Here is a 22,834-nt window from a genome sequence, read left to right as displayed (position 1 = left end):
GCCGAGCCCAGTCCCGCTGACGCGGGCCTGCGAGCAAGCAATCGCCCGGATCCATCTCCGCCCTAAAGGACGGAGCCCTCACCGGAAAACCGGTAGCCCGATCCCGCTCTCGACAGGCAGGTGAGCCGAGGCCGGCGCCCGCCCCGACAAGTCGGAGCAGTTCGCCGAAGCCCGCGTTCGGAAGAGCGGCGATCCCGTGGCGAACCGACTGGACCCCGTATCGGGAACCGCTTGGTTTGCGGTCCAGGTGCTCGGGCAGGCAGAAGGCCCCGCGGAACTCCGCGGGGCCTTCCTACATTTGGGTGATCGACGGGGCTTGAACCCGCGACCTCCTGGACCACAACCAAGCGCTCTACCGGCTGAGCTACGACCACCATTGTCGGTTCATCAGGGGATCCCTGTAACCGCCGACAATCATAGCCAGGTCTCGGCCTGATCCGTCAACCGGGTTAGGTGTTCGGCGTCTCAAGGCCCGAACGCACCGATTCACGGCTCGCGGGTTTCGCCGAGGTCGGATGCGGCCTGTCTCGCCTCGTCCGTAGTCGGCCCGGGCAGCGGCACGAACACGGTCTTGCGGTAGTACTGGAGCTCGTCGATGCTCTCCTTGATGTCCGCGAGCGCCCGGTGCGCGAGGCCCTTCGCCGGCTGGTTGTAGTAAACGCGCGGATACCAGCGCCTCGCGAGCTCCTTGATGGAGGAGACGTCGATCATCCGGTAGTGCAGGTGGTCGTCCAGGCGCGGCATGTACTTCGTGATGAACGTCCGGTCGGTCGCTATGGAGTTCCCGCACAGCGGTGCGGTCCGCGCCTCGGGCACGTACTGCTTTATGTACTCCAGCACCGCGTCCTCGGCTTGCTCCAGCGTCGTCTCCGCCGCCCGCACCTCGTCGGTCAAGCCCGATTTGGCATGCATGTCGGTCACGACCGGGCCCATCTCGTCGAGCGCGGCCGGGTCGCAGGCGATGACGATGTCGAGTCCGTCGTCGAGCGGGGTCAGATCGGGGTCGGTGACGAGCACGGCGATCTCTATGAGGGCTTCGGTCTCCGGGTCGAGGCCGGTCATTTCGCAGTCGACCCACACTAGGCGTTCTCCAGTCACCCGGCCCACTTTACGCGCAACCGACACGGACCGTGATCTTCGCTGGGGCGGACGCGGAAGGCCTGCGTGGGCGGGATGTCCGGACCGAGGGGGATTGCGTAGAGCGATGAACCGGGAACGCCCCGTGCCGGGAATCCGACCGCCGACCGCCGAGAAAGGTGTTGCTCGTCACGGCTACGGTCCGCTATGGTGCAGGCATCAGAGAGTCGCCGCCTCTGCGGTCGGTATCGCAGTGATAAGCGCCGCATTGAGATTATCTCTCAATTATTTCAAGGTAGCGCGCGTGTACCCCTAGGGATTGAAGGTTTGCGATGAGGCAGGCCGGGCAATACCGTGACCAGGGCTGAGGTCCATCGGCCTCACCTGAGGCAGAGTGATCCGCGTCTCACAGGCATCATGAACGGTCCGAACCCCCGTCATGGGAGTGGGAACCGTGAACGAGGCCTTCTGAGGAGGGCCAGGTTACCGGGTCGATGGGGCGGCCTCGCAAAGGGCCTCCGTTGGGCATCGATTCCGTAACCGTGGTGTATCGAACACTCGGACACGGAATTCCACGCAACGAAGCGGTCGTTGTAACTGGTACACCGCTCACGCGGTGTCGGGGGACGAGGAAGCTGGAGGAGACCTTGAGCGTGGAGACTACGACAACACCCACCCTCACCACCGAAGAGGTCGCTGAGGAGCGGGATCTGGTAGGTGTGTACCTGCACGAGATCTCGAAGACGCCGCTGCTCGACGCAGCCGCCGAGGTCGATCTGGCCAAGGCAGTCGAAGCTGGCCTGTTCGCCAAGCACCTGCTCAGCGAGGGTGAGACTCTGTCGGGAGCGAGTGAGAAAGAGCTGAAGCGTCTCGTGGAGGACGGCGCACGAGCCAAGGAGCAGTTCATCAAAGCGAACCTGCGTCTTGTCGTGTCGATCGCCCGCCGCTACGTCCGCTCCGGCATGCCCATGCTGGATCTCATCCAGGAGGGCAACACCGGCCTGGTCCGCGCCGTCGAGAAATTCGACTACCAGCGCGGCTTCAAGTTCTCGACCTATGCGACCTGGTGGATCCGCCAGGCCATCAGCCGCGCGATCGCGCAGCAGGAGCGGACGGTCCGCCTTCCGGTCCACCTGGTCGAGGACGTCAACCGAATGCGCAACGTCACCCGCCAGCTCACCCGTGAGCTGGGCGGCGACCCCGAGCCCGACCAGGTCGCGAAGGCTCTGGGGGTCACCGTCGAGCGGGTCAACGAGCTCATCCGCTGGAGCCAGGACACGGTCTCTCTCGACACGCCGATCGGCGACGACGGCGACACCAACCTCGGCGACCTGGTCGCCGACTCCGACGAGCCGAGTCCCGAGGATGTCGTGCTCGCCGGCATGGAGCGGCAGCGCATCGAGATGATGCTCAACCACCTGGACGAGCGCTCGGCCGGGATCGTCAAGGCCCGCTACGGGCTCGAAGACGGCCGGGAGCATTCGCTGACGGAGGTCGCGCACCGCTTCCACCTGTCTCGCGAACGCATCAGGCAGCTGGAGATCCAGGCGCTGGCGCGCCTGAAGGAACTGGCGAACGACCAGGTCATGGCCGAGGCGGCTTGACTGCGTAAGCGATAGCACGAGCATCGAGGGCCGGGGCGAAAGCCCCGGCCCTCTCTTCTCGTGCCAATGGTCAGACGCGGCGGTAGCCGTCGATGCCCATCATGTCGATGTCGGAGATCTTGACGACGTCGCCGCTCGACGGAGCGTGGACGACCTCGCCGCCGCCGAGGTAGATCGCCATGTGGCCGAGTCCGGCGTAGAAGACCAGGTCGCCGGGCCTTAGGTCGTCCCGGCCGATCGCGTCGGTCTCGGCCCAGATGGCGTTGGTCTGGTGGGTGAGCGTGATGCCGGAGACGGCGTAGGCGCCCTTGACCAGGCCCGAGCAGTCCCACGTGTCGGGGCCGGCCGAGCCGTAGACGTAGGCCTCGCCGAGCTGGTCGAGGGCGAACTCGACGGCGGCAGTGGCTGCGTCGGCGCTGTAGCTCGCGGCGGAGGTGCCGGACGAGGCGCTCGAAGGCGACTGCGACTCTTGTGCTTCGGTCTCGGCCTGCGCTTCGGCTCGTTCGGCCGCTTCGGCTTCCGCGGCCTCCTCGGCGGCGGTTCGGGCGTCCTCGATCTCCTCGTCGAGATCGGCGATCAGGGCCTCGGAGGCCTCTATCTCGGTCCCGAGGGCCCCGGCCCGCTTCTCGGCGGCCTGGGCCCGGTCGAACTTGTCGGACTGCTCTCGGGCGAAGGCGACGAGTGTCGACATCTTCGCGCCGAGGTCGTCCTCGGCGGCGTCGACGGCGAGGGTGACCCGGCCGAGTTGCGCGCCGGCGGATCCGTGCTCGGGGGCGACCTCGTCCACGACGGACCGGGCCGAGGCGAGCTGCGCTTCAAGGGTCGAGAGCCGTTCGGCCGTTTCGTCGCGCTCGGTTTCGAGCTCGGCGAGGTGGTCTTCGATCTCGGCCGACGTCGCCGCTTCGAGGTCGATGTCGGCGGCGTCGGCGGGCGAGGCCGCGAGGAGTGCAGCGGCTCCGACGGCGATGACAATGATGCCCGCGTAGGCGGCGGTGCGGCGGACGGCGGCGCCGGTGCCGCGCCCCTGATGTTCGGTTTTCGAGCAGGCTCGAACCACTGGGTGGCCTTTCTTCCTCGGCCGCCTACCGGGTTAGCTGTCGGGTTCGGGCTGGGAAGCGGGCCCTACCCGCCTCGGCGCAGTGCCTTCGGCGGGATTCACCCCGTGCGTCGACGTGGAGCGAGGGGTCGACGCGGTCGGGTCCCCGGTCTGCGCGTCGGCGAGTTCGTGACCGGAGGGATCAGGCTCGTCCGTGTGCGCAGTTCGGCGGTCCGGTCGGGAGGGCCTCTGGGGGAGACCCTGACGTCCCGTCCGTAACAGCCGCCGACGCTAATCGAACCGCGCGGAGCCGCCAAGACCTCTGTGAAATATTCCACAAAGCAGTAACGGACAGTGATGACGGGCAGGTCGATAGGGCTGCTGTCCGACCGTAAGTGGTCCGCAAAACCTATAGGATATAGGATCCTAGAAGCTGCGGAGCGACGCCGGCGGGGGCGGGGAGGCGATCGCGGCGGCGTCGGTCGCCGGAGTCGCGCCGCCGACGTACTCCGCCAGTTCGGCCCCCGCGACCACCCGGCACGGGAACGGCGCCCCGGCGCAGCGCCGCCGCAGCACCTCGGCCGGCAGCTCGGCATCGGCCGCCACGGCCACGACGTTGCCGAACCGCTTCCCGCGCATGATCGCCGGCTCGACCATGATCGCCAGGTGGGGCCACACCGCGCTCATCGCCGCGAGCGCCGGCTTGAGGAACCGCATCCGGCCGCCGTCGCACAGGTTCACCGCGTAATGCCCGCCCGGTCGCAGCACCCGTTTCACCTCGGACAGGAACTCGACCGTCGTGACGTGCGCAGGCACGCGAGCACGGTCGTAGACGTCGCCGATGATGAGTTCGTAGCAGTCCTCGGGCGCGGCCTCTACCGCCTGGCGCGCGTCCGTGTGCCGGATCTTGACCTTCACCCGCCTCGGCAGCGGCGCCTTCGCACGCACCAGCGCGACCAGCTCCTGGTTCGTCTCGACCGCCTGCTGGTACGACTCGGGCCTGGTCGCGGCGACGTAGCGGGCCATCGCCAGCGCGCCAGCGCCGAGGTGCAGCACCCGCAGGGGACGCTTCGCCGGAGCCATCGCGTCGACGAGGTAGGAGATCCGCTGCATGTACTCGGCGTCGAGGTACGAGGGATCGTCGAGGTCGACGCTGGCCTGCACGACCTCGTCGGCGACCAGATGCAGCAGGCTCGGGCGGTCGGAGTCGGGGTCGAATCGGAGGGCGTTCACGAACCCATTGTGCCCGACGGCCCCCGCTCCGACTGGGTCCGAGCCGAAGCGGCGACGTGGGCGATGCGCCGCAGCGCCGCGAAGACCGTCTCGCCGAGGATCGTGGTGACGACCGCCTGCTCCACGTCGACGCCTTTGCCGCGGGCCGCCACGGCGATGGCCTCCATGTCGGCCGACGCCAGCTGCGCGGCGGCGTCCGCGTAGTGGTTCAGGACCTCGCCGAGGTCGGGGTTGCCGAGCCGGAAGTAGGCGGTCAAGGCGACCACGAGCGCGTCGCGGTAGTTCGGCGGGGCGAGCTCCGCCCAGTCGTACTCGGCGAGCAGCCGGTCGACCGCCCGCTCGGCGGCAGCGATGGCGCCGTCGCTTGCCAGGGTGAACTTCGGTTCGCGGTGGGTCGCGGACAGGGCCGCGCCGAGCGCCCGGAACGCCGCCTCGGGGTGGCGCGACAGGACGGTGAGGACCTCGCCGATCTGGGCGACCGACAGCCCCGCGGTCTCGGACAGCACCCGGATGAGCAGGAGCCGGTGGACGTGGACCTGTCCGTAGTCGACGGTGTTGTGCTCGCCGTGCACTCCCGGAGGGAGCAGCCGCTCCCGCAGGTAGAACTTGATGGTGGCGGCAGGAACGCCGGTTCGCTCCGCCAGCTCCCCGATTCGCATAAGACGGAGTCTAGGGGCCAAAACCCGCGGGCGTTACGGTTAGGGGCATGGGCCCACTCCCGTCTCCCCACCCGCCGGCGCCGCGCCACGAACCGGAATGGCTCCGCCATGCCTGACGCACCCTGGAACGCACTCCTCACCGAACTGCGCGAGCTCGCCGTCCTCCCGATGCCCGACTTCGATCCGGCGCTGGCCGACGACTACGCCGCGACCGGGCGGCGCCTGCCGTTCGAGGTCCAGTACTTCGCGAGGCGCCGCCACCTCGCCGCGGTCGCCGTAGCCGGGGACACGCTGGCCCTCGACGAGGTCCTCGACGCCGTCTGCGACGAGCGCTCCTGGGCCCTGCCCGCCCACTGGGGCGAGGACGACCCGCGGCACTGCGTGGACCTGTTCGCCTGCGAGACCGCCCAGACCCTCGCCGAGATCCTCGTACTGCGCCATGATGTCGAAGCGGCCGACCGGGTCCGATCCGAGATCACCGCCCGCGTCCTGGACCCGCTTTTCGAGTCCGAGGCGCCGTTCTGGTGGGAGGAGCGGATCTCGAACTGGACGGCCGTGTGCGCAGGGGCAGCAGGGATGGCGGCGCTGGCGCTCGGGGTCGACACCGATCAGGTCCGCGGCCGGATCCTCCCGGCGCTCCAGAGCTACCTGTTCTCCTTCGGGCCCGACGGCGGCTGCGTCGAAGGCGTCGACTACTGGGTCTACGGCTTCGGCTACTTCACGTACTTCGCCGAGGCGTGGCGCGACGCCACCGGGGAGGACCTCCTCGCCGGGAACGAGGCGATCGCCTCCTTCCCGGCCGCCGCGCAGCTGTACCCGGGCTCGTTCGCGACCTTCGGCGACTCCCACCAGGACCCGACGCTCCCTCCCGGGCTCCTCGCCCGCCTGGCCGACCGGCTCGGCGTGGCCCTGCCGGCGGTCGAGTACACGCCGACGTTCGCCGACGACCCCACCGCCCGCTGGGCGCACTTGACCCGCTCGATCGAATGGGGACGCGAGCTCGCCGGTGAGATCGCGCCCGCCCGCGTGCTGCTTCCCGACGTCGGCTGGTTCGTGGAGCGCCGCGCGGTCGGCTCGCGCATGTGGGCCCTCGCCGTCAAGGGCGGCTTCAACGAGGAGCCGCACAACCACCTCGACCTCGGCTCGTTCATCATCGCCGCCGACGGCGAGCAGCTGCTGTGCGACCCGGGCGCGGGCGAGTACACCGCCGCCTACTTCGGTCCCGAACGCTACGAGCAGACACACCCGTCGGCGCGATGGCACTCGGTGCCCACCGTCGAAGGCGCCGAGCAGCAGGTCGGGGAGGACTCCCGCGCCGAGCTGGTCGACACCGGCGACGGGATCGAGGCGTACATCGACGCCTACGGCGACGGCGCGCTCTACCGCAGGTTCACCTGGACCGACGACGGCATCGAGCTGGTCGACGCGGGCCCGGAGATCGTCGAGAGCTTCGTCAGCCGCATTCGGCCCGAGATCGACGGCGACAAGGCCACCTGGACCGGCGAGCGCGGCACTGTCGTCCTCCACGGCATCGGCCCCGAGGCGCTGCTCGACCACGTCGACACCGCCAGGCACAACGGCAGGCCCGAGCGGCTATGGGCGCTCCGCTTCCCGCTGGTGGGCGGCCTCCGATTCGAGCTGCTCTAGGAGCTCGTCGGCCTCGAGCTTGCATCTCGCGGCCGCGATCGCCTCGCTGGTGCGCTCGAACGGCCGCCCCGCGCGCATGAGGTTGAACACGACGACCGTCGCCGCCCGGACGTTCGCGTGCCGTGCGCGCGGGGGCGCCGGAGGCGGCATGTCGCTCCAACTTGTCGAACCCTGTTCTGCCGCGCGGTCCAGTGCCTCCTCTGCGGAGATTCGAGCGCCTGATCGCCTGCCGTAGGATCGCTGCGTGAGCGAACGAGGAGCCGAGACGGCGATCCGAGTCGGCGGCGCGATCGTCGTCGCCGCGGCCGCTGTGCTCGCCGCCGCCGTCGAGTCGTTCCTGGTCCCCTTCCACATCGGCGCGACCGCAGTCCCGCTGGCGGGGGCGCTCGCCTTCGCCGGGAACTGGGCGCTGGCCGCGCTCGCGGTGTGGTGGGTGCGGCAGCGGTGGGCCGTAGTGCTCACCGCGGCGGCGTGGTTCGTCGTGGTGGTGACCTTCTCGGCGCGCACCGACGGCGGCTCGCTGGTGATCACCGCCAGCCCGAACGGCTACGCGCTGCTGCTGGCCGGGACCGCCGGTGTGGCGGTCTCGCTGTGGCAGTATTTTCGACCGGTACGGTCCCGCGTGCCCAGTACCTCTCTTGACCGATCGAAGGAGACCTGATCGTGAACCTCTTCAAGCGCCTCCTCATCCCGGCCGTGAACGTCCTCAAGCGCCTGCTCATCCCGCACTGGCCCTCGATATACGGATTCGCGCTGGCGCTCATCGTCGCGAACCTGGTCGGCCGGACCGTCGCGAGGTCCGCCGAGGAGACCACGGTCGTCGACGAGCTCATCGGGGTCTACACCTTCGGTGCGATGGCGGCGGTGGCGATCGCCGCCGGAATCTGGTGGGGCGTCAGGCGCCGCCGCCAGGAGATCACCCCGGAGCTGCTGCCGGTCTTCGTGGTCACGACTCTTTTCTCGGTGCTGGTCAACCCGGTCATCGCCCGAGTCGACTATCCCGAACTCGACGGCGTGTTCTCTCAGACGGTGATCTACTTCGCGCTGCTGGCCCTGTCGGGCTGGGTCGGCTACCTCATCGTCATGGCGATCGGCGTCGACCACTACGGGCGCGAACTGAAGGCCACCAGGATCGCGTTCGAGAAGAAGGCGAACCCCGCCCGTTCCTAACACCTTCGGGCCGCGGTAGTGGTACCGATAGCGCTCGGCGAAGCCGAGCCGCCGGTACATGGCGATCGCGGACTCGTTGCCGGTCTCGACCTGGAGGGCGACGCGCCGCGCGCCGGCGTTCGCCGCCCACTCGGTCAGCGCGTCGAGGATCTCGCCGCCCAGGCCCTGTCGCCGGTGGTCGGGGAGCGTGCCGACTCCTGAGACCGCCGCCGTGTCGCCCTCGATCGCGGCCCGGCCGCGTGCGGCCAGTCTCCGGTCGCGCTTGATCTCGGCGAATGCCCGGCTCGGGCCCGCCCCGAGGACCTTCGCGGCGACTTCGGGCACCCCGCGCCCGAGCTGCTCCAGCAGCTCCGCGCTCGGCTCGTGCGCGATCACGGCCTCTCCCGCGTAGCCGGTCGGCGCGATCGCCTTCGTGAGCACGGCCGTCTCGCCCTCGCCGTCCCAGCCGCGCGCGGCGAGCGCCTCGTCGAGCCTGCGCGACAGCGGCAGTGCCACCGAGATCAATGGCCTCGCGCCGCGTTCGGCGTACCAGCGCTCGGTCTCCTCGACGGCGGCGTCCAGGCCCGCGTCCGGTTCGGCCAGGGCCAGCACCGAGTTCGCGCGCTTGGTGAAGCCGGGGGAGTAGCGTAGAAGCCAACCGCCCGATTCGAGCGACTCGACGGCCGGCCAACTCGCGGCCAGCAGCCGTTCCAGTTCCAGGATCTCCGAGAACGGCGTGGGCTTCGGTGGGACGGCCTTGGCCGCCACGATGTCCGCGGCGTCCAAGGTGACCGCAGTCCCGGTCGGAGGCAGTACCCGCAAACGGTCCGCTCCGACCTCGATAAGCTCGCCTGTGACGTCGCGGAACCGGCGGCCCGGGGAGGCGTCCGTCAGACGCACTCTGACCACGACTCGACGACCCACGTGTTCTGGTCCCAGCATCTGGCGGTCCCCTTACCTTCGGGTTCACTACAACGAATACGCTTTACGCTCATCGCAGCGCAGTCCGCCCGATTGCGCGCCGTAGGAAGGACGACGAGTGACTTACATCATCGCTGAGCCGTGCGTGGATGTGCTCGACAAGGCTTGCATCGAGGAATGCCCCGTCGACTGCATCTACGAAGGCAACCGGATGCTCTACATCCACCCCGACGAATGCGTCGACTGCGGAGCGTGCGAGCCGGTGTGCCCGGTGGAGGCGATCTTCTACGAAGACGACGTGCCCGAGGAGTGGGACGGCTACACCAAGGCCAACTACGACTTCTTCGACGAGCTGGGCAGCCCCGGCGGCGCCTCCAAGGTCGGCAAGATCGACCGTGACGACCCGTTCGTGGCCGGGCAGCCGAAGAAGGAAGACTAGGGGCGGTGGCGTTCCGCCGTCTCCACAGCGTCTCGCCGGCCCGGCGGCTGCCGCAGTTCCCGTGGGACCGCCTGGCCCCGTACAAGGAGCGCGCGGCATCGCACGCCGGAGGCATCGTCGACCTGTCGGTCGGCACGCCGGTCGACGAGGTCGCCCCGGTGGTCCGGGACGCGCTGTGCGAGGCGGCCGCCAGGCCCGGTTATCCCACCGTGGCCGGTTCACGCGAGCTTCAGGAGGCGATCCGGTCGTGGCTGCACCGCCACACCGGCGTGGGCCTGGAAGTGACGGTCCTGCCCACCGTCGGCTCCAAGGAGCTCGTCGCGAACCTGCCCGCCCAGCTCGGCATCGGCCCCGGTGAGGCGGTCGCGTACCCCGAGATCGCCTACCCCACGTATGAGATCGGGGCGCTGCTGGCCAAGGCCGACGCGCTGCCGGTCGCCGACCCCCGCGACGCCTCCGGCTCGCGGCTGCGCCTTGCCTGGATCAACTACCCGACGAATCCCACCGGCGCGGTCGCCACCGTCGACCACCTGCGGGGCCTGGTCCGCTGGGCCCGCGAGAGCGGCGTCGTGCTCGCCTCCGACGAGTGCTATTTGACGCTCGGCTGGGAAGAGCGCCGACCCCCCGTGTCGATCCTCGACCCGGCGGTCAACGACGGCGACCTCACCGGTCTGCTCGCCGCGCACTCGCTTTCGAAGCGGTCGAACCTGGCCGGGTACCGCTCGGCGTTCCTCGCCGGCGACCCGGCGATCGTCGCCGACCTGCTGGAGATCCGACGCCACTCGGGGTTCATGGTGCCGTGGGCGGTGCAGCAGGCCACCATTGCCGCGCTCCACGACGAGGAGCACGCCATCGAGCAGCACGCCAGGTACGAATCGCGTCGCGCGGTGCTGCGCGCCGCGCTCGAGGCCGCCGGATTCCGCATCGACGAGTCCCACGCAGGCCTGTACCTGTGGGCGAGCCGCGGGGAAGACTGCTGGGCGACCGTCGACTGGCTCGCCGACCGCGGCATCCTCGCCGCGCCCGGCGAGTTCTACGGCGCGAAGGGCGCCGAGCACGTGCGCGTGGCGCTCACCGCCACCGACGAGGCCGTCGCCGAAGCGTCCGATCGCCTCGGCTGACGGTGCGGACAAGCGAACGAGGGGCCCGCGGCCGGATGCCGCGGGCCCCTCGCGCTTTGCGGGTCCCTGGTCTTAGGCCTCGTGGAGGAGGAGAACCCACTGGCGTCTGTCACAGGAGCGGGCCACACTGGTCAGGTGACTGACTCGCTCCTCATCGGCCGCGATCACGCGGCTTCGACTCTGCGCTCGGCGGTGGAGCGGACCGTCGCCAGCCACGGCGGTCTCGCCCTGGTCACCGGCGAGGCCGGCATCGGCAAGACCACCCTCGTCAGCGGCGTCGCCTCCGGCTTCCGCGATGAGCTCACCGTCGCCTTCGCGACCTCCTGGGAATCCGAGGCCGTCCCCGAGTACTGGCTGTGGACGCAGGTGCTGCGGTCCCTGCGCAGCCAGCTCGGCAAAGAGGCGTGGGAGGCGCTCGGCGCCGACGGTCCGGTCCTCGGCGGCCTGCTCGGCGCCGGCGACGGCGCTCCACCGCCCCAGTTCGAGCTGTTCGACGCCGTAACCCAGCTGCTCATCGCCGTCTCGCAGCGCCGCCCGCTCCTGGTCGTCCTCGACGACCTCCACTTCGCCGACGCGGGCAGCGTCGAACTGCTCAAATTCGCCGCCCAGCACACCTGGTTCGAACGCCTCCTGTTCGTCGCCACCTACCGCGACTCCGAGATCGACCCCGGCCACCGGCTGCGCGCACGCATGCTCCCGCTGGTCGCCAAGGCCGCCGTCATCGCGCTCGACGGTCTCGACGAGGCCGGTGTCGCCGAACTCGTCCGCACCACGGTCGGCGCCGCACCGGGCGAGGACGTGATCACCGAGATCACCCGCCGCACCGGCGGCAACCCGTTCTTCGTCGAGCAGACCGCGCAGCTGTGGGCCACCGGGCAACGCGTCGACGCCACCACCGCCGGGATGCGCGACGCCCTCCACCGGCGCCTCGACCAGCTCCCCGAGCCGCTCACAAGGATGCTGACCCTCGCATCGGTAGGTGGCCGGGAATTCCATCCAGCGGTCATGTCCCAGGCCGCCGGCATCGAAGTCCACCAGATCGAGGACGCCCTCGACACGGCCTGCCAGACCAGACTCGTCCGGCGTGAACCGGACCGGTACGTGTTCGTCCACGACCTCGTGTGCGAATCGCTGTACGACAGCATGAGTGAGGCCGAGGCCGCGAAGCACCACGCCTGCATCGTCCGCGCGCTCGTCGCCGACGAATCGCTCCAGAAGCTCATGCTCACAACCGAGATCGCCCACCACGCCTGGCTCGCCGGTGAAACCCTCGAACCCGAGACCGCCGTCGACTTCCTCGCCAGGGCCGGCGCCGAGGCCAACAGCTGCTTGAGCGTCGGAGGCGCCGAGAAGTTCTACCGCCGCGCCGTCGAACGCACCACCCCCGAGATGGTGCGCCGGCGGGTCCTGCTGCGCCTCGACCTGGCGGGCGCGGTCAACTGGACCGGCCGTGAGGAGGAGGCCCGCCGCATCTGGGACCGGGCCGTCCTCGAAGCCGAGGAGTCCGCCGACCCGATGCTGCTGGCCAGGGCTGCCATGGAATTGCCGCAGACCGAGCGGATCGACGAGCTGGTGCGCCTCAAGTCCGCCGCGTACGAGGGCCTCGCGGGTGAGGCCCCCGACCCGACGCTCGGCCACGACGAGCTCACCAGGCAGATGCTGTACCGGTACATGCTCGCCGCACGTCGGACCGGCTCCGACGAGGACCTCGCGTTCGGCCTGTGGGCGGTCCACTCGGTCAACTGGGGCCCGGGCACCGCCGCGCAGCGGCAGGTCATCGTCGAAGAGCTCGAAGAGGTCACCAGGCGCACCGGCGAGACCGAGTTGCGCCTGTTCGCCGCGTCGCTGCGCTGGGTCGCGCTCCTCGAACAGGGCGACCCGGCCTTCCGCGCCCAACTGGCCCACTTCTGCGCCCTGGCCGAGAACAGCGAATCCGAGCGGTGGCGCAGCGCCGTCCACGTCGACCGCGCAGTCGTCGACATGGTCCAGGGCCGCTTCACTTCAGCCGCGGAGCGCCTGTCCGCCGTGCACGACCTCAGCAGCGACGACCCGATGTTCCGCCACATGCTGCGCCACCTCCAGTGGGAGCTGGAGCTCGCGCGCGGCGAGGCGCCCGAGACCATGCCGGAGGTGTGGCGGCCCGCCTTCGGGATCTGGCACGCCGACCTCCTCAGCGGGATCGCGGCACTGCGGCGCGGCGACGTCGCCGACGCCCGCAGGATCCACGCCCACATCGACGCCGACGCCGGCCTGTACGACGCCTGGGCGTCGCTGTGGCTGCGGTTCGAGGCCGAGCTCGCCGCGGCCGACTGCGACGCCGACATGATCGCCCGGTTGCGCGAACGGCTCGGACCCCACGAGGGCGAATGGCTCGTCGCGCTGTGGGGGACCAGTGTCAGCGGACCCGTCAGCTACTGGCTCGGCACGCTCGCCGCCGCGGCCGGCGAACCCGAGCGGGCCGCGCAGCACTTCACGGCCGCTGCCGAGCAGGCCCAGCGGATCGACGCGAGGCCGTGGGCCGAACTGGCCCGCCGAGCCGCCGAGGGCTTCGCGCCCGCCGCGCGGGCACCGGTGCCCGTCGAGACCGGGCAGGTGTTCCGCCGCGACGGCTCGACGTGGACGCTGCGATACGACGGCCTGACCGTCCACCTGCCCCACACCAAGGGCCTGGCCGACCTCCACCGCCTCCTGGAGCGGCCCGACTTCGAGCTCGCCGCCGTCGAGCTGCTCGACCCTGAGGCCGGGGCCGAGCTCGCCTCCGACGCCCGGTTCGGCGGTGACGACCTCCTCGACGCCGCGGCCCGCGTCCGCTATCGCGACCACCTCGAAGCGCTCGACGAGCAGATCGACACCGCCGCCGCGCTCGGCGACGACGGCAGAGCCGCCACTCTCGACCGCGAGCGCCAGGCCCTCATCGACGAGCTCAAGACCGCCACCGGACTCGGCGGCCGCTCCAGACGCCTCGGCGACAACGCCGAACGGGCCCGCAAGTCCGTCACCAACCGGATCCGCAACACCCTCAAGAAGATCGAGGCGGACCACCCGACGCTGGCCGCACACCTGCGCGAGACGGTCTCCACCGGCTCCAGCTGCGCCTACAGGGCCGGTCCCGACGCGCCGAGCTGGCGGCTCTGAACGCAGTGGGGCCGGGCGGGCCGAACGGCCCGCCCGGCCCCGCCGGGTGTTTTTCAATGGTGGCTCATCTGCGGTTGTAGGCCCTGACGGTCAGGAATCCGAAGACCGCGACGAAGGCGGCCGACCAGGCCAGCGTGGTGGTGACGGCGCTGGTCTCGACGTTCCCGTCGAACAGGCCTCTGACGCCGTCGACGAGCCGGCTGATCGGCGTGTTCTCGACGACCGGCTGGAGCCAGCCGGGCATCGTCGCCGGGTCGACCATCACGTTGGACAGGAACGTCAGCGGGAACAGGATAGTCATCGAGATCGACATGACCGTCTTCTCCGAGCGGGTGATCAGGCCCAGCCAGGTCCACAGCCACGAGAAGGAGAAGCAGAACACCAGCAGCAGCGCCACGCCCAGCAGGACGCCGTCCGGGCCGCCGGAGGGCCGGTAGCCCATGACCATGCCTGTGCCGAACATGATCGTTCCCGCCGCGGCGTACCGGAACACGTCCGCCAGCAGGTATCCGACCATCGGCGAGGCGCGCCAGATCGGTAGCGTGCGGAACCGGTCCGACACTCCCTTATGGATGTCAATGTTGACCGACATGCCGGTGTACATGGTGGTCATCACGATGCTCATGACCATGATGCCCGGCAACAGGAACTGGAGGTAGTCGCCGGTCCCGCCGGCGATCGCGCCGCCGAACAGGTAGGTGAACATCAGCAGCATCATGATCGGGAAGAGCAGGATGTCGGCCAACTGCTCGGGCACGTGCTTGATCTTGAGCATCGAACGCCAGCCGAAGGCCCGGGCCGCCGCCCACGGACTCGGCGCAGCCGGGCGCTCGACCTGCGCCAGGAGCTTGCGGAGCCGATCCTTCTCGACCGGCGCCGGTGCGTCCTGGTCCGGCCTGGTCTTGGTCTCTGCGAAGGCCATCATCCGTTTCCTTTCCTTGAAGTCTTCGAGGGGTTCAGGCGTCGACGCGGTCGGTCAGGGCGAGGAAGACCTCGTCCAGGCTCGGCTGGCCGAGCGAGAAGTCGTCGACGAGGATGCCGGCCTTCGCCAGCTCGCCGAGGGCGTGCGAGCCCTGAGCGGCGGTGTCCTCGCCCGGCTTGAGCAGCGCCGTCAGCGCCACCGGGTCGTCGTCGAACTCGACTTGGGCGCCGAGTGCGTCGGTGAGGACCTTCTGCGCGTGCCCGCGCTGGTCGGTGTTGTGCAGGCGCAGCCTGATCGAACCGGCGCCCACAGAGGACTTGAGCTCGCCGGGGGTGCCCTCGGCGATGACCTTGCCGGTGTCGATGACCGCGATGCGGCCCGCCAGCTGGTCGGCCTCCTCCAGGTACTGGGTGGTGAGCAGGACCGTGGTGCCCTCGCCGACGATCGTGCGGATGACCTCCCACACCTGGTTGCGGCTGCGCGGGTCGAGGCCCGTGGTGGGCTCGTCGAGGAACAGCAGCTTCGGCGTGATGATGATCGACGCGGCTATGTCCAGGCGCCGGCGCATGCCGCCGGAGTAGGACTTGACCTGCTTGCCGGCCGCGTATCCGAGGCCGAAGGCCTCCAGCAGGTCCTCGGCGCGGGAGCGGGCCGCCGGCTTGGTGTAGCCGTAGAGGCGCGACAGCAGGACGAGGTTCTCGACGCCTGTCAGGTCCTCGTCGAGCGAGGCGTACTGGCCGGTGAGGCTCACCTGGGTGCGCACCGCGGCGGGGTCGGTGGCGATGTCGTGGCCGAAGACCGTCGCCGATCCGGCGTCGGGGCGCAGCAGGGTGGCCAGCATCCTGACGGTGGTGGTCTTGCCGGCCCCGTTGGGGCCGAGCACGCCGTAGACCGTCCCGGCCGGGACGGACAGGTCGACGCCGTCCACAGCCTTGATGTCCTTGAAGTGCTTCACGAGCCCCTCGGCTCGGATCGCGATGTCTCGGTGCGCCATGGTGGCCTCCTGGGTGGGTTTCCTGCTCTCACCCAGTAGGCGCTACATCTGTGACACAACCGCAGTTCGGACCCGCTACATCGGATGTAGCAGTGCCCGACATCACAGCCTACGGGCTGGGCTGTGCGGTCGGAGCCTCCAGGCCGAAGACGCCGGAGAAGGCTCATGGCCCGAAGCGGAAACCCCACTGTGCGATGGAGATGTCTTTCTCTTCCACAGCGTCGAGGAGGTCTCCGCTCTTACGCGGCCTTGTGCTTGGGGCGGATCACCAGCCACAGGACCAGGGCCGCGACGCCCGAGCCGATCGCTATCGTCGCCGCGGTCGTGTTCCACACCCCCGGCAGGCGCAGCTCATAGAAGCCGGCGAACATCGGCACAGCCAGCACCAGCGCGAACGCGCCGCCACACGCGGCCACCAGGCCGAACTTCCACCACGTGTACGGCTTGGCAACGATCGCCAAGGCCGCCAAGGCGATCGAGAACAGCGTGATGCCGGCCGTGGTCTGCGCGTCGATGTGTTCGCCGCCGTGGCGCAGCGACAGGAGGTAGACGACGAACGTCGGCACCGCACACGCCAGACCCGCCGGAATGGCGAACCGCAGCACCCGCGACACGAAGCCCGGCCTGGCGCGGTCGAACGTCGGCGCCAGAGCCAGGAAGAACGCCGGCAGGCCGATGGTGAACACGTTGATCAGCGACTGGTGGATCGGCACGAACGGATACGGCAGCTGCTCGCCGCCCTGCGCCCACGAGATGATCGCGCCGACCCCAACGAGCAGCGCGAGGGTGATCGCGTAGACCGTCTTGGTCAAGAAGAGGTTGGAGACTCGCTCGATGTTCCCCAGGACCCGGCGCCCCTCCGCCACCACGTGCGGGAGCGTGGCGAACTCGTCGTCGAGGAGCACGACCTGCGCCACCGACCGGGCCGCCGGCGAACCGGACCCCATCGCGATGCCCAAGTCAGAGTCCTTGAGCGCGAGCACGTCATTGACGCCGTCGCCGGTCATCGCCACCGTGTGCCCCTTGGCCTGGAGCGCCTTGACGAAGTCTCGCTTCTGGTGCGGTTGGACGCGCCCGAAGATCGTGTTTTCCTCCAGCACCTGTGCGAGGCCGTCCGGCGAGTCCGGCAGTCGCCTGGCGTCCACCGTGTCACCGGAGCCGTCGACGCCCAGCTGCGCCGCCACCGCGCCGACCGCCGCAGGCGAGTCGCCGGAGATGATCTTGATCGCGACGCCCTGCTCCTTGAAGTACTCCAGCGTCTCGGCCGCGGTCGAGCGCAGCCGCTGGCGCAGCACTACCAGAGCCTTCGGCTCGATCCCGCTCGCGCCGCCGGCCGTCGACGCCGACTCGGCCGTCACCAGCGCGAGCACCCGCAGGCCCTGCGCGGCGAGCAAGTCGGCTTCGAGCGCCACCGGGTCGTCGGAGTCCAGCAGCATGTCGGGCGCGCCGAGCAGCCAGGTGCCGTGGTCGGTGAACCGCACCCCGCTCCACTTCCGCGCCGAGGAGAACGGCATCGACTCGATGACCCGCCAGCCGGGGTCGCCGTCGCCGTGCTCCTTGAGGTGGACCGCGACGGCCTGCATCGTCGGGTTCGGGCTGTCGTCGGCCGCGGCGAGCGCCGCGAGCGCGTCGGGGGCGTCGTCCGAGAACGGCCGGACCTCCTCTACGTCCATGCCGCCCTCGGTGAGCGTCCCGGTCTTGTCCAGGCACAGCACGTCGGCGCGCGCCAGGCCCTCGATCGCGGGCAGTTCCTGGACGAGGCACTGGCGCTGGCCGAGACGGATGATGCCGACGGCGAAGGCCACGGAGGTGAGCAGCACCAGGCCCTCGGGGATCATCGGGACGATGCCGGCGACGGTGGAGACGATCGTGTTCGTCCAGTTCTCCTGGTCGGCCAGCTGGCTGACGATGAGGAGGATCGCGACGGGGATGATCAGCCACGAGATGAGCTTGATGAAGCGATTGATCGCGCTCTGGAGCTCGGAGTTGGTGCGGGTGAACCGGCTCGCCTCCTCGACGAGCCTCGCGGCGTACGAGTCGGCGCCGATTCGGTCGGCCCGGTACACGCCGGTCCCGGCGACCACGAACGAGCCGGACTGCACCTCGTCGTCGTGCGTCTTGGCCACCGGGTCGGCCTCGCCGGTCAGGAGGGACTCGTCGATCTCCAGGTTGCGCGACTCGACCAAGGGGCCGTCGACGACGATCCGGTCGCCGGGCACGACTGCGATCAGGTCGTCGCACACGATATCGGCGGGGTCGATCTCGAGCGTCTCGCCATCGCGGATGACTTTCGCGTTCGATCGGTTGACCAGCGACAGCTTGTCCAAGGTTCGCTTGGCGCGCAGCTCCTGGACCGTCCCGATCGCGATGTTCGCGATGATGACACCGGCGAACAGGGCCTGCTTCCAGTCGCTGAACGTGACGGCGATGACCGCCAGGACGCCGATGAGCGCGTTGATGGGGGTCAGGAAGTTGGCGCGCAGGATCGCCGACAGCGGTCGGCTCGTGTGTCGCTTGGCCTGGTTGACGGCGCCGGCCTCGACGCGCTCGGCGACCTCAGCGGCCGTCAGGCCCCGGTTACCGGCGAGCATGGGTGTTGTCACGTCGACAGCTTATGCGATAAGGGCCCGACCTGGGCTCGGCCGTGGGACCGGTTCGCCGTCGCCCCTGATCCTCCCGCCGCACGAGCGCGGCTCGGCCGAATTGCCGGGACGGCCCCGCATTCGCAAAACCGAGTGGAGGCGTCCTCAGAGCGGCCAGTAGAATCCCTGAACATGGCCAAAGTACTCACAGCGCAGAGCGAGGACTTCCCTCGCTGGTATCAGGACGTCGTCACCAAGGCTCAGCTGGCCGAGAACGGCCCGGCGAAGGGCACGCAGGTGATCCGACCGTCCGGTTTCGCGCTGTGGGAGCGCATGGTCGACGAGATGGACGACCGCATCAAGGAGACCGGCACCGAGAACGCCTCGTTCCCCCTGCTGATCCCCGAGTCGTACTTCCAGCGGGAGGCCAACCACGTCGAGGGCTTCGCCCCGGAACTGTGGATGGTCACTCACGGCGGCGGCAAGGAGCTGGAGGAGCCGCTCGCGGTCCGCCCCACCTCCGAGACCGTCATCGGCGAGTACATGTCGAAGTGGGTCAAGTCCTACCGCGATCTGCCCCTGCTGCTCAACCAGTGGTGCAACGTCATGCGCTACGAGCTGCGCACGCGCCTGTTCCTGCGCTCCTCGGAGTTCCTGTGGCAGGAGGGGCACACCGTCCACGCCACGTACGAGGACGCGCACGCCTTCACCCTGCGAATCCTCCACGACGTGTACGCCGACTTCATGGAGAACGTGCTGGCCCTGCCGGTGCTGCGCGGTATCAAGACCGAGGCCGAGCGCTTCGCCGGGGCCCTGAACACCTTCGCGGTCGAGTCCCTCATGCGCGACGGCAAGGCGCTCCAGATGGGCACCTCCCACGAGCTCGGCGAGAACTTCGCCAAGGCGTTCGACATTCAGTACCTCGGCGCCGACGGCAAGCAGCACTTCGGTTGGACCACCTCGTGGGGCACCTCGACCCGCATGGTCGGCGGCCTCATCATGGGCCACGGCGACGACAACGGGCTTCGCGTCCCGCCCCGCTTGGCACCCGTGCAGGCCCACGTCATGGTCGTCAAGGACTCCGACGAGGTCCACACCGCCGCCCGGAAGGTCTATGAGGAGCTCAAGGGCGACGGCGTCCGCGTCAAGCTCGACCTGCGCGGAGACATCGCCTTCGGGCGGCGCGCGGTCGACGCCGAGCTCAAGGGCTACCCGGTGCGCATCGAGATCGGCCCCCGCGACCTCAAGAACGGCGAGGCCACGCTGGTCAGCCGCGTCGAGGGCACGAAGCAGACCATTCCGCTCGGGATGCTCGCCGAGGCCGTCGCCACCGCGCTCGACGCCGACCAGCAGGTGCTGTGGGACGAGGCCCTGGAGTTCCGCGAGGAGCGCACCGCCGACGCCGCGACCGTCGAGGAGGCCGTCGAGGCCGCCCAGACCGGCTACGCCCGCCTCGCGTGGGACCGCTGCGGCGTCGAGGGCGAGGCGAAGGCCGCCGAATCGGGCGTGACGGTCCGGGTTCTCCAGCGTGCCGACGGCTCCGTCCCGGACTCGCTGGATGAGGACGGTCTCATTGCCTACCTCGCCCGGGCGTACTAAGCGCCCCGTGCGCTACACTTCGTCGCTGTAATGAGCTTTGGGACGGGTGCCCTCTCAACAACCGTGACGCAAAGCCAGGTCCTAGTGCAGCAGTGATCCAGAATCTCCACATGGAACGCGGCTGCGCTTACGTGATCCTTAAAACAGGAGTTACAGGAACGTGGCAGTAAAGATTCGCCTGACGCGGATGGGGAAGATTCGTACTCCCCAGTACCGCATCGTCGTGGCCGACTCGCGCGTCAAGCGCGACGGCAAGGTTATCGAGAATGTCGGGATCTACCACCCGAAGGAGAACCCGTCCCGGATCGAGGTCAAGTCCGACCGGATCCAGCACTGGCTCTCTGTGGGCGCTCAGCCCTCCGAGCCGGTCAAGCGCCTGCTCTGCAAGACCGGCGACTGGCAGCAGTTCAAGGGCCTGCCGGCCCCGGCTCCGCTGAAGACCGCCGAGGAGAGGGCCGACAAGGGCGAGCTGTACAACGGCGCGCTCAAGGAGGCCGGCATCGACCCGACCCGTGCCGCTGAGGAGGCCGAGGCCAAGAAGACCGCCAAGAAGGCGGCTTCGAAGTCGAAGAAGTCCTCCGAGAAGAAGGCCGAGTCGGCTAAGACTGAAGAGGTCAAGACCGAGGAGCCCGCCGAGGCTCCGGCCGAGGCCAAGGCCGAAGAGGCTCCGGCTTCTGAAGACAAAGGGGAGTAACCGTGATGCGGCCAGCGCTTGAACACCTTGTGAAGGGCATCGTCGACCACCCCGACGACGTCCGGGTCCGTCTGGTCGACTCCCGTCGCGGAAAGCGCCTTGAGGTCCGGGTCAATCCCGACGACCTCGGGACGGTGATCGGCCGGGGTGGTCGGACCGTCAACGCGCTGCGGCAGGTCATCGGTTCGATCGGCGGCCGCGGCATCCGCGTTGAGGTCGTCGATTCCTATTAGGATTCGTCGTGCGGCCCCGGGGTTCGTCCTCGGGGCCGTTCTTATTGCGGCGTAAAAGGAGACAGTTCGTTGGAACAGGTCGTGGTCGGCCGAATCGTGCGCCCGCACGGGGTGCGCGGCGAGGTGGTCGTCGAGGTCCGCACCGACGATCCGGAGGTGCGATTCCAGCCCGGCGCGGAGTACGCGACGTCGAAGGGCGCGCTGCGCGCGGAGACGGTGCGTTGGCACCAGGGCCGACCGATGCTCACCCTCGAAGGGGTGAACGGGCGCGAGGCGGCCGAGGCGCTGCGCGGCACCGAGCTGAGCGTCGACATCGACCCCGAAGAGATCGAGGTCGACGACGAGGAGTTCCACGACACCCAGCTGGTGGGCCTGAGTGTGGTCGCCGCCGACGGCGAGGTGGTCGGGACGGTCTCCCGGATCGACCACGGCCCGGCCCACGAGACGCTCGTGGTCAAGCGGCGTGGCACGCACCCGGCGCTCATCCCGTTCGTCGAGGAGATGATCACCGAGGTCGACCTCGACGCGGAGGCGATCACCGTGGACCTCCCGCAGGGCCTGCTGGAGCTGTGATGCGGATCGACATCGTCACCGTCTTCCCCGAGTACCTCAGGCCGCTGGAGCTGTCGCTCATCGGCCGGGCCCGCCAGCGGGGCCTGCTCGAACTCGACGTCCACGACCTGCGCCGCTGGACGCACGACGTCCACCACTCAGTAGACGGTCCTCCGGCCGGAGGCGGAGCGGGCATGGTCATGAAGCCCCAGCCGTGGGGCGAGTGCCTCGACGAGCTGGTCCCTGGCGAGGAGAAACCGCACCTGCTGGTGACCAGCCCCGCCGGGAAGCCGTTCACGCAGGAGACGGCGCACGAGCTGGCCGCCCAGCCGTGGCTGATGTTCGCCTGCGGCCGCTACGAGGGCATCGACCAGCGCGTCGTCGACTACGCCGCCGAGCGCATGCCGGTCACCGAGGTATCGATCGGCGACTACGTGCTATTCGGCGGCGAGGTCGCAGTTCTGGCGATCGTCGAGGCCGTCACCCGGCTCCTGCCGGGTGTGCTCGGCAACGCCGATTCGCTCGCCGACGAGTCCCACAACGCCGGGCTCCTGGAGGCCCCTGCGTACACGCGGCCGGCGTCGTGGCGCGGCCACGAGGTGCCGCCGGTCCTGCTCTCGGGCGACCACGGGAAAGTCGAGCGCTGGCGGCGCGACCAGGCGCTCCTTCGCACCGCGAGCGCCCGACCCGACTTGCTGGCGCGGCTCGGCCCGGGTAGCCTGGACGAACGTGACCGGCGCCTACTTCATGGGGCCGGCTTTCCGCTGCCGGACGCAGATGTGGCAGAGTAGTGAAGTTGCCGTGATGTTCTGTTCGTTCAAGCAGTACCTCTCCCGGTGAATACTTCTGAGCATTGAAGAATCAATGAGGTTGAGACCATGAACATTCTGGATGAGCTGAACGCTGCTTCCATGCGGGCCGACGTGCCCGACTTCCGTCCCGGTGACACCGTCAAGGTCCACGTGCGCGTGCAGGAGGGTGCCCGGTCGCGTGTCCAGGTGTTCCAGGGCGTCGTGATCCGCCGCCACGGTGCGGGCCTCGGCGAGACCTTCACCGTCCGCAAGCTCAGCTTCGGCATCGGCGTCGAGCGCACCTTCCCGGTCCACGGGCCCATGGTCGACAAGATCGAGATCGCCATGCGAGGCAAGGTCCGCCGCGCGAAGCTGTACTACCTCCGCGAGCGCAAGGGCAAGGCCGCGAAGATCAAGGAGAAGCGCGAAATCTAGTTCGCGTCAAG

Annotated in this window: 22 protein-coding genes, 1 tRNA gene and 1 riboswitch; of the genes, 14 read left to right on the top strand and 9 right to left on the bottom strand. The window is 69.4% G+C overall.

The window, feature by feature from the left end; genetic code table 11:
* Positions 1-301: 301 nt before the first annotated feature.
* Positions 302-374, bottom strand: a tRNA-His gene (locus L0U85_RS12925).
* A 112-nt stretch (positions 375-486) separates the two neighbouring features.
* Positions 487-1,098, bottom strand: coding sequence for an oligoribonuclease (gene orn, locus L0U85_RS12920; RefSeq protein WP_241378173.1), 612 nt, complete (start codon positions 1,096-1,098; stop codon positions 487-489).
* A gap of 632 nt (positions 1,099-1,730) precedes the next feature.
* Between orn and L0U85_RS12915 the strand changes: the two genes are divergently transcribed.
* Positions 1,731-2,681: a sigma-70 family RNA polymerase sigma factor gene (locus L0U85_RS12915; RefSeq protein WP_241378172.1), complete on the top strand. Its 951-nt coding sequence runs from the start codon at positions 1,731-1,733 to the stop codon at positions 2,679-2,681.
* Between the two features lie 70 nt (positions 2,682-2,751).
* Here L0U85_RS12915 and L0U85_RS21340 read toward each other — a convergent pair whose 3' ends face one another.
* The 3 genes from L0U85_RS21340 to L0U85_RS12900 all read right to left on the bottom strand — a co-directional run bounded on the left by L0U85_RS21340 (position 2,752) and on the right by L0U85_RS12900 (position 5,609).
* Positions 2,752-3,738: an NlpC/P60 family protein gene (locus L0U85_RS21340; protein ID WP_241378171.1), complete on the bottom strand. Its 987-nt coding sequence runs from the start codon at positions 3,736-3,738 to the stop codon at positions 2,752-2,754.
* Positions 3,739-3,745: 7 nt separating this feature from the next.
* Positions 3,746-3,911: riboswitch (cyclic di-AMP (ydaO/yuaA leader) on the bottom strand.
* Positions 3,912-4,143: 232 nt separating this feature from the next.
* Positions 4,144-4,950, bottom strand: coding sequence for a fused MFS/spermidine synthase (locus tag L0U85_RS12905; protein WP_241378170.1), 807 nt, complete (start codon positions 4,948-4,950; stop codon positions 4,144-4,146).
* A complete protein-coding gene (locus L0U85_RS12900; RefSeq protein WP_241378169.1) occupies positions 4,947-5,609 on the bottom strand; it encodes a MerR family transcriptional regulator in 663 nt (220 codons plus the stop codon). The genes L0U85_RS12905 and L0U85_RS12900 overlap by 4 nt, the downstream gene beginning before the upstream one ends.
* A gap of 108 nt (positions 5,610-5,717) precedes the next feature.
* On the opposite strand from L0U85_RS12900, the gene L0U85_RS12895 reads away from it, so the two are divergent.
* Positions 5,718-7,256: a heparinase II/III family protein gene (locus L0U85_RS12895; protein WP_241378168.1), complete on the top strand. Its 1,539-nt coding sequence runs from the start codon at positions 5,718-5,720 to the stop codon at positions 7,254-7,256.
* Here L0U85_RS12895 and L0U85_RS12890 read toward each other — a convergent pair.
* Positions 7,203-7,406 carry a hypothetical protein gene (locus L0U85_RS12890; protein ID WP_241378167.1) on the bottom strand — a complete coding sequence of 68 codons (204 nt, stop codon included), beginning with the start codon at positions 7,404-7,406 and terminating at the stop codon, positions 7,203-7,205. The two genes, L0U85_RS12895 and L0U85_RS12890, sit on opposite strands and share 54 nt — an antisense overlap.
* A gap of 94 nt (positions 7,407-7,500) precedes the next feature.
* Between L0U85_RS12890 and L0U85_RS12885 the strand changes: the two genes are divergently transcribed.
* From L0U85_RS12885 to L0U85_RS12860, 6 genes are all read left to right on the top strand, one after another.
* The gene (locus L0U85_RS12885) at positions 7,501-7,917 is read left to right on the top strand and encodes a hypothetical protein (protein ID WP_241378166.1); all 417 of its coding nucleotides are present in this window, start codon (positions 7,501-7,503) and stop codon (positions 7,915-7,917) included.
* Positions 7,918-7,919: 2 nt separating this feature from the next.
* Complete coding sequence (locus tag L0U85_RS12880; protein WP_241378165.1) at positions 7,920-8,426, top strand: hypothetical protein; 507 nt, start codon at positions 7,920-7,922, stop codon at positions 8,424-8,426.
* Positions 8,427-8,444: 18 nt separating this feature from the next.
* Positions 8,445-8,627, top strand: a complete 183-nt coding sequence (locus tag L0U85_RS12875; protein WP_241378164.1) for a hypothetical protein — start codon at positions 8,445-8,447, stop codon at positions 8,625-8,627.
* Positions 8,628-9,444: 817 nt separating this feature from the next.
* The gene (gene fdxA, locus L0U85_RS12870; protein WP_241378163.1) at positions 9,445-9,765 is read left to right on the top strand and encodes a ferredoxin; all 321 of its coding nucleotides are present in this window, start codon (positions 9,445-9,447) and stop codon (positions 9,763-9,765) included.
* 5 nt (positions 9,766-9,770) lie between these two features.
* Positions 9,771-10,886: a succinyldiaminopimelate transaminase gene (dapC, locus tag L0U85_RS12865; protein ID WP_241378162.1), complete on the top strand. Its 1,116-nt coding sequence runs from the start codon at positions 9,771-9,773 to the stop codon at positions 10,884-10,886.
* A 135-nt stretch (positions 10,887-11,021) separates the two neighbouring features.
* Positions 11,022-14,021 (top strand): AAA family ATPase, encoded by a 3,000-nt coding sequence (locus L0U85_RS12860; protein WP_241378161.1) that lies wholly within the window; start codon positions 11,022-11,024, stop codon positions 14,019-14,021.
* 64 nt (positions 14,022-14,085) lie between these two features.
* On the opposite strand, the gene L0U85_RS12855 is transcribed toward L0U85_RS12860, so the two are convergent.
* From L0U85_RS12855 to L0U85_RS12845, 3 genes are all read right to left on the bottom strand, one after another.
* Positions 14,086-14,943, bottom strand: a complete 858-nt coding sequence (locus L0U85_RS12855) for an ABC transporter permease (RefSeq protein WP_241378160.1) — start codon at positions 14,941-14,943, stop codon at positions 14,086-14,088.
* A 34-nt stretch (positions 14,944-14,977) separates the two neighbouring features.
* Positions 14,978-15,937, bottom strand: a complete 960-nt coding sequence (locus tag L0U85_RS12850) for an ATP-binding cassette domain-containing protein (protein ID WP_241378159.1) — start codon at positions 15,935-15,937, stop codon at positions 14,978-14,980.
* 239 nt (positions 15,938-16,176) lie between these two features.
* Positions 16,177-18,540: an HAD-IC family P-type ATPase gene (locus L0U85_RS12845; protein ID WP_241378158.1), complete on the bottom strand. Its 2,364-nt coding sequence runs from the start codon at positions 18,538-18,540 to the stop codon at positions 16,177-16,179.
* Positions 18,541-18,711: 171 nt separating this feature from the next.
* Between L0U85_RS12845 and proS the strand changes: the two genes are divergently transcribed.
* The 6 genes from proS (at position 18,712) to rplS (ending at position 22,823) form a co-directional block, all read left to right on the top strand.
* Positions 18,712-20,118 carry a proline--tRNA ligase gene (gene proS, locus L0U85_RS12840; RefSeq protein WP_241378157.1) on the top strand — a complete coding sequence of 469 codons (1,407 nt, stop codon included), beginning with the start codon at positions 18,712-18,714 and terminating at the stop codon, positions 20,116-20,118.
* A 160-nt stretch (positions 20,119-20,278) separates the two neighbouring features.
* Positions 20,279-20,812 carry a 30S ribosomal protein S16 gene (gene rpsP / locus L0U85_RS12835; RefSeq protein WP_241378156.1) on the top strand — a complete coding sequence of 178 codons (534 nt, stop codon included), beginning with the start codon at positions 20,279-20,281 and terminating at the stop codon, positions 20,810-20,812.
* Between the two features lie 5 nt (positions 20,813-20,817).
* Positions 20,818-21,045, top strand: coding sequence for an RNA-binding protein (locus L0U85_RS12830; RefSeq protein ID WP_153024618.1), 228 nt, complete (start codon positions 20,818-20,820; stop codon positions 21,043-21,045).
* A gap of 69 nt (positions 21,046-21,114) precedes the next feature.
* Positions 21,115-21,618, top strand: a complete 504-nt coding sequence (rimM, locus tag L0U85_RS12825; RefSeq protein WP_241378155.1) for a ribosome maturation factor RimM — start codon at positions 21,115-21,117, stop codon at positions 21,616-21,618.
* Entirely contained in the window at positions 21,618-22,388 is a 771-nt protein-coding gene (gene trmD, locus L0U85_RS12820; protein ID WP_241378154.1) for a tRNA (guanosine(37)-N1)-methyltransferase TrmD, read from the top strand. Before rimM ends, trmD begins: the two co-directional genes overlap by 1 nt.
* Positions 22,389-22,475: 87 nt before the next feature.
* Complete coding sequence (gene rplS / locus L0U85_RS12815) at positions 22,476-22,823, top strand: 50S ribosomal protein L19 (protein ID WP_241378153.1); 348 nt, start codon at positions 22,476-22,478, stop codon at positions 22,821-22,823.
* Positions 22,824-22,834 lie beyond the last annotated feature (11 nt).

Source organism: Glycomyces sp. L485 (assembly GCF_022548875.1).
In the GTDB taxonomy this organism is placed as follows: Bacteria; Actinomycetota; Actinomycetes; order Mycobacteriales; family Micromonosporaceae; genus Glycomyces.
The sequence above is the reverse complement of the archived record's forward strand: the minus strand, read 5'-3'. Positions and strand labels throughout refer to the sequence as shown.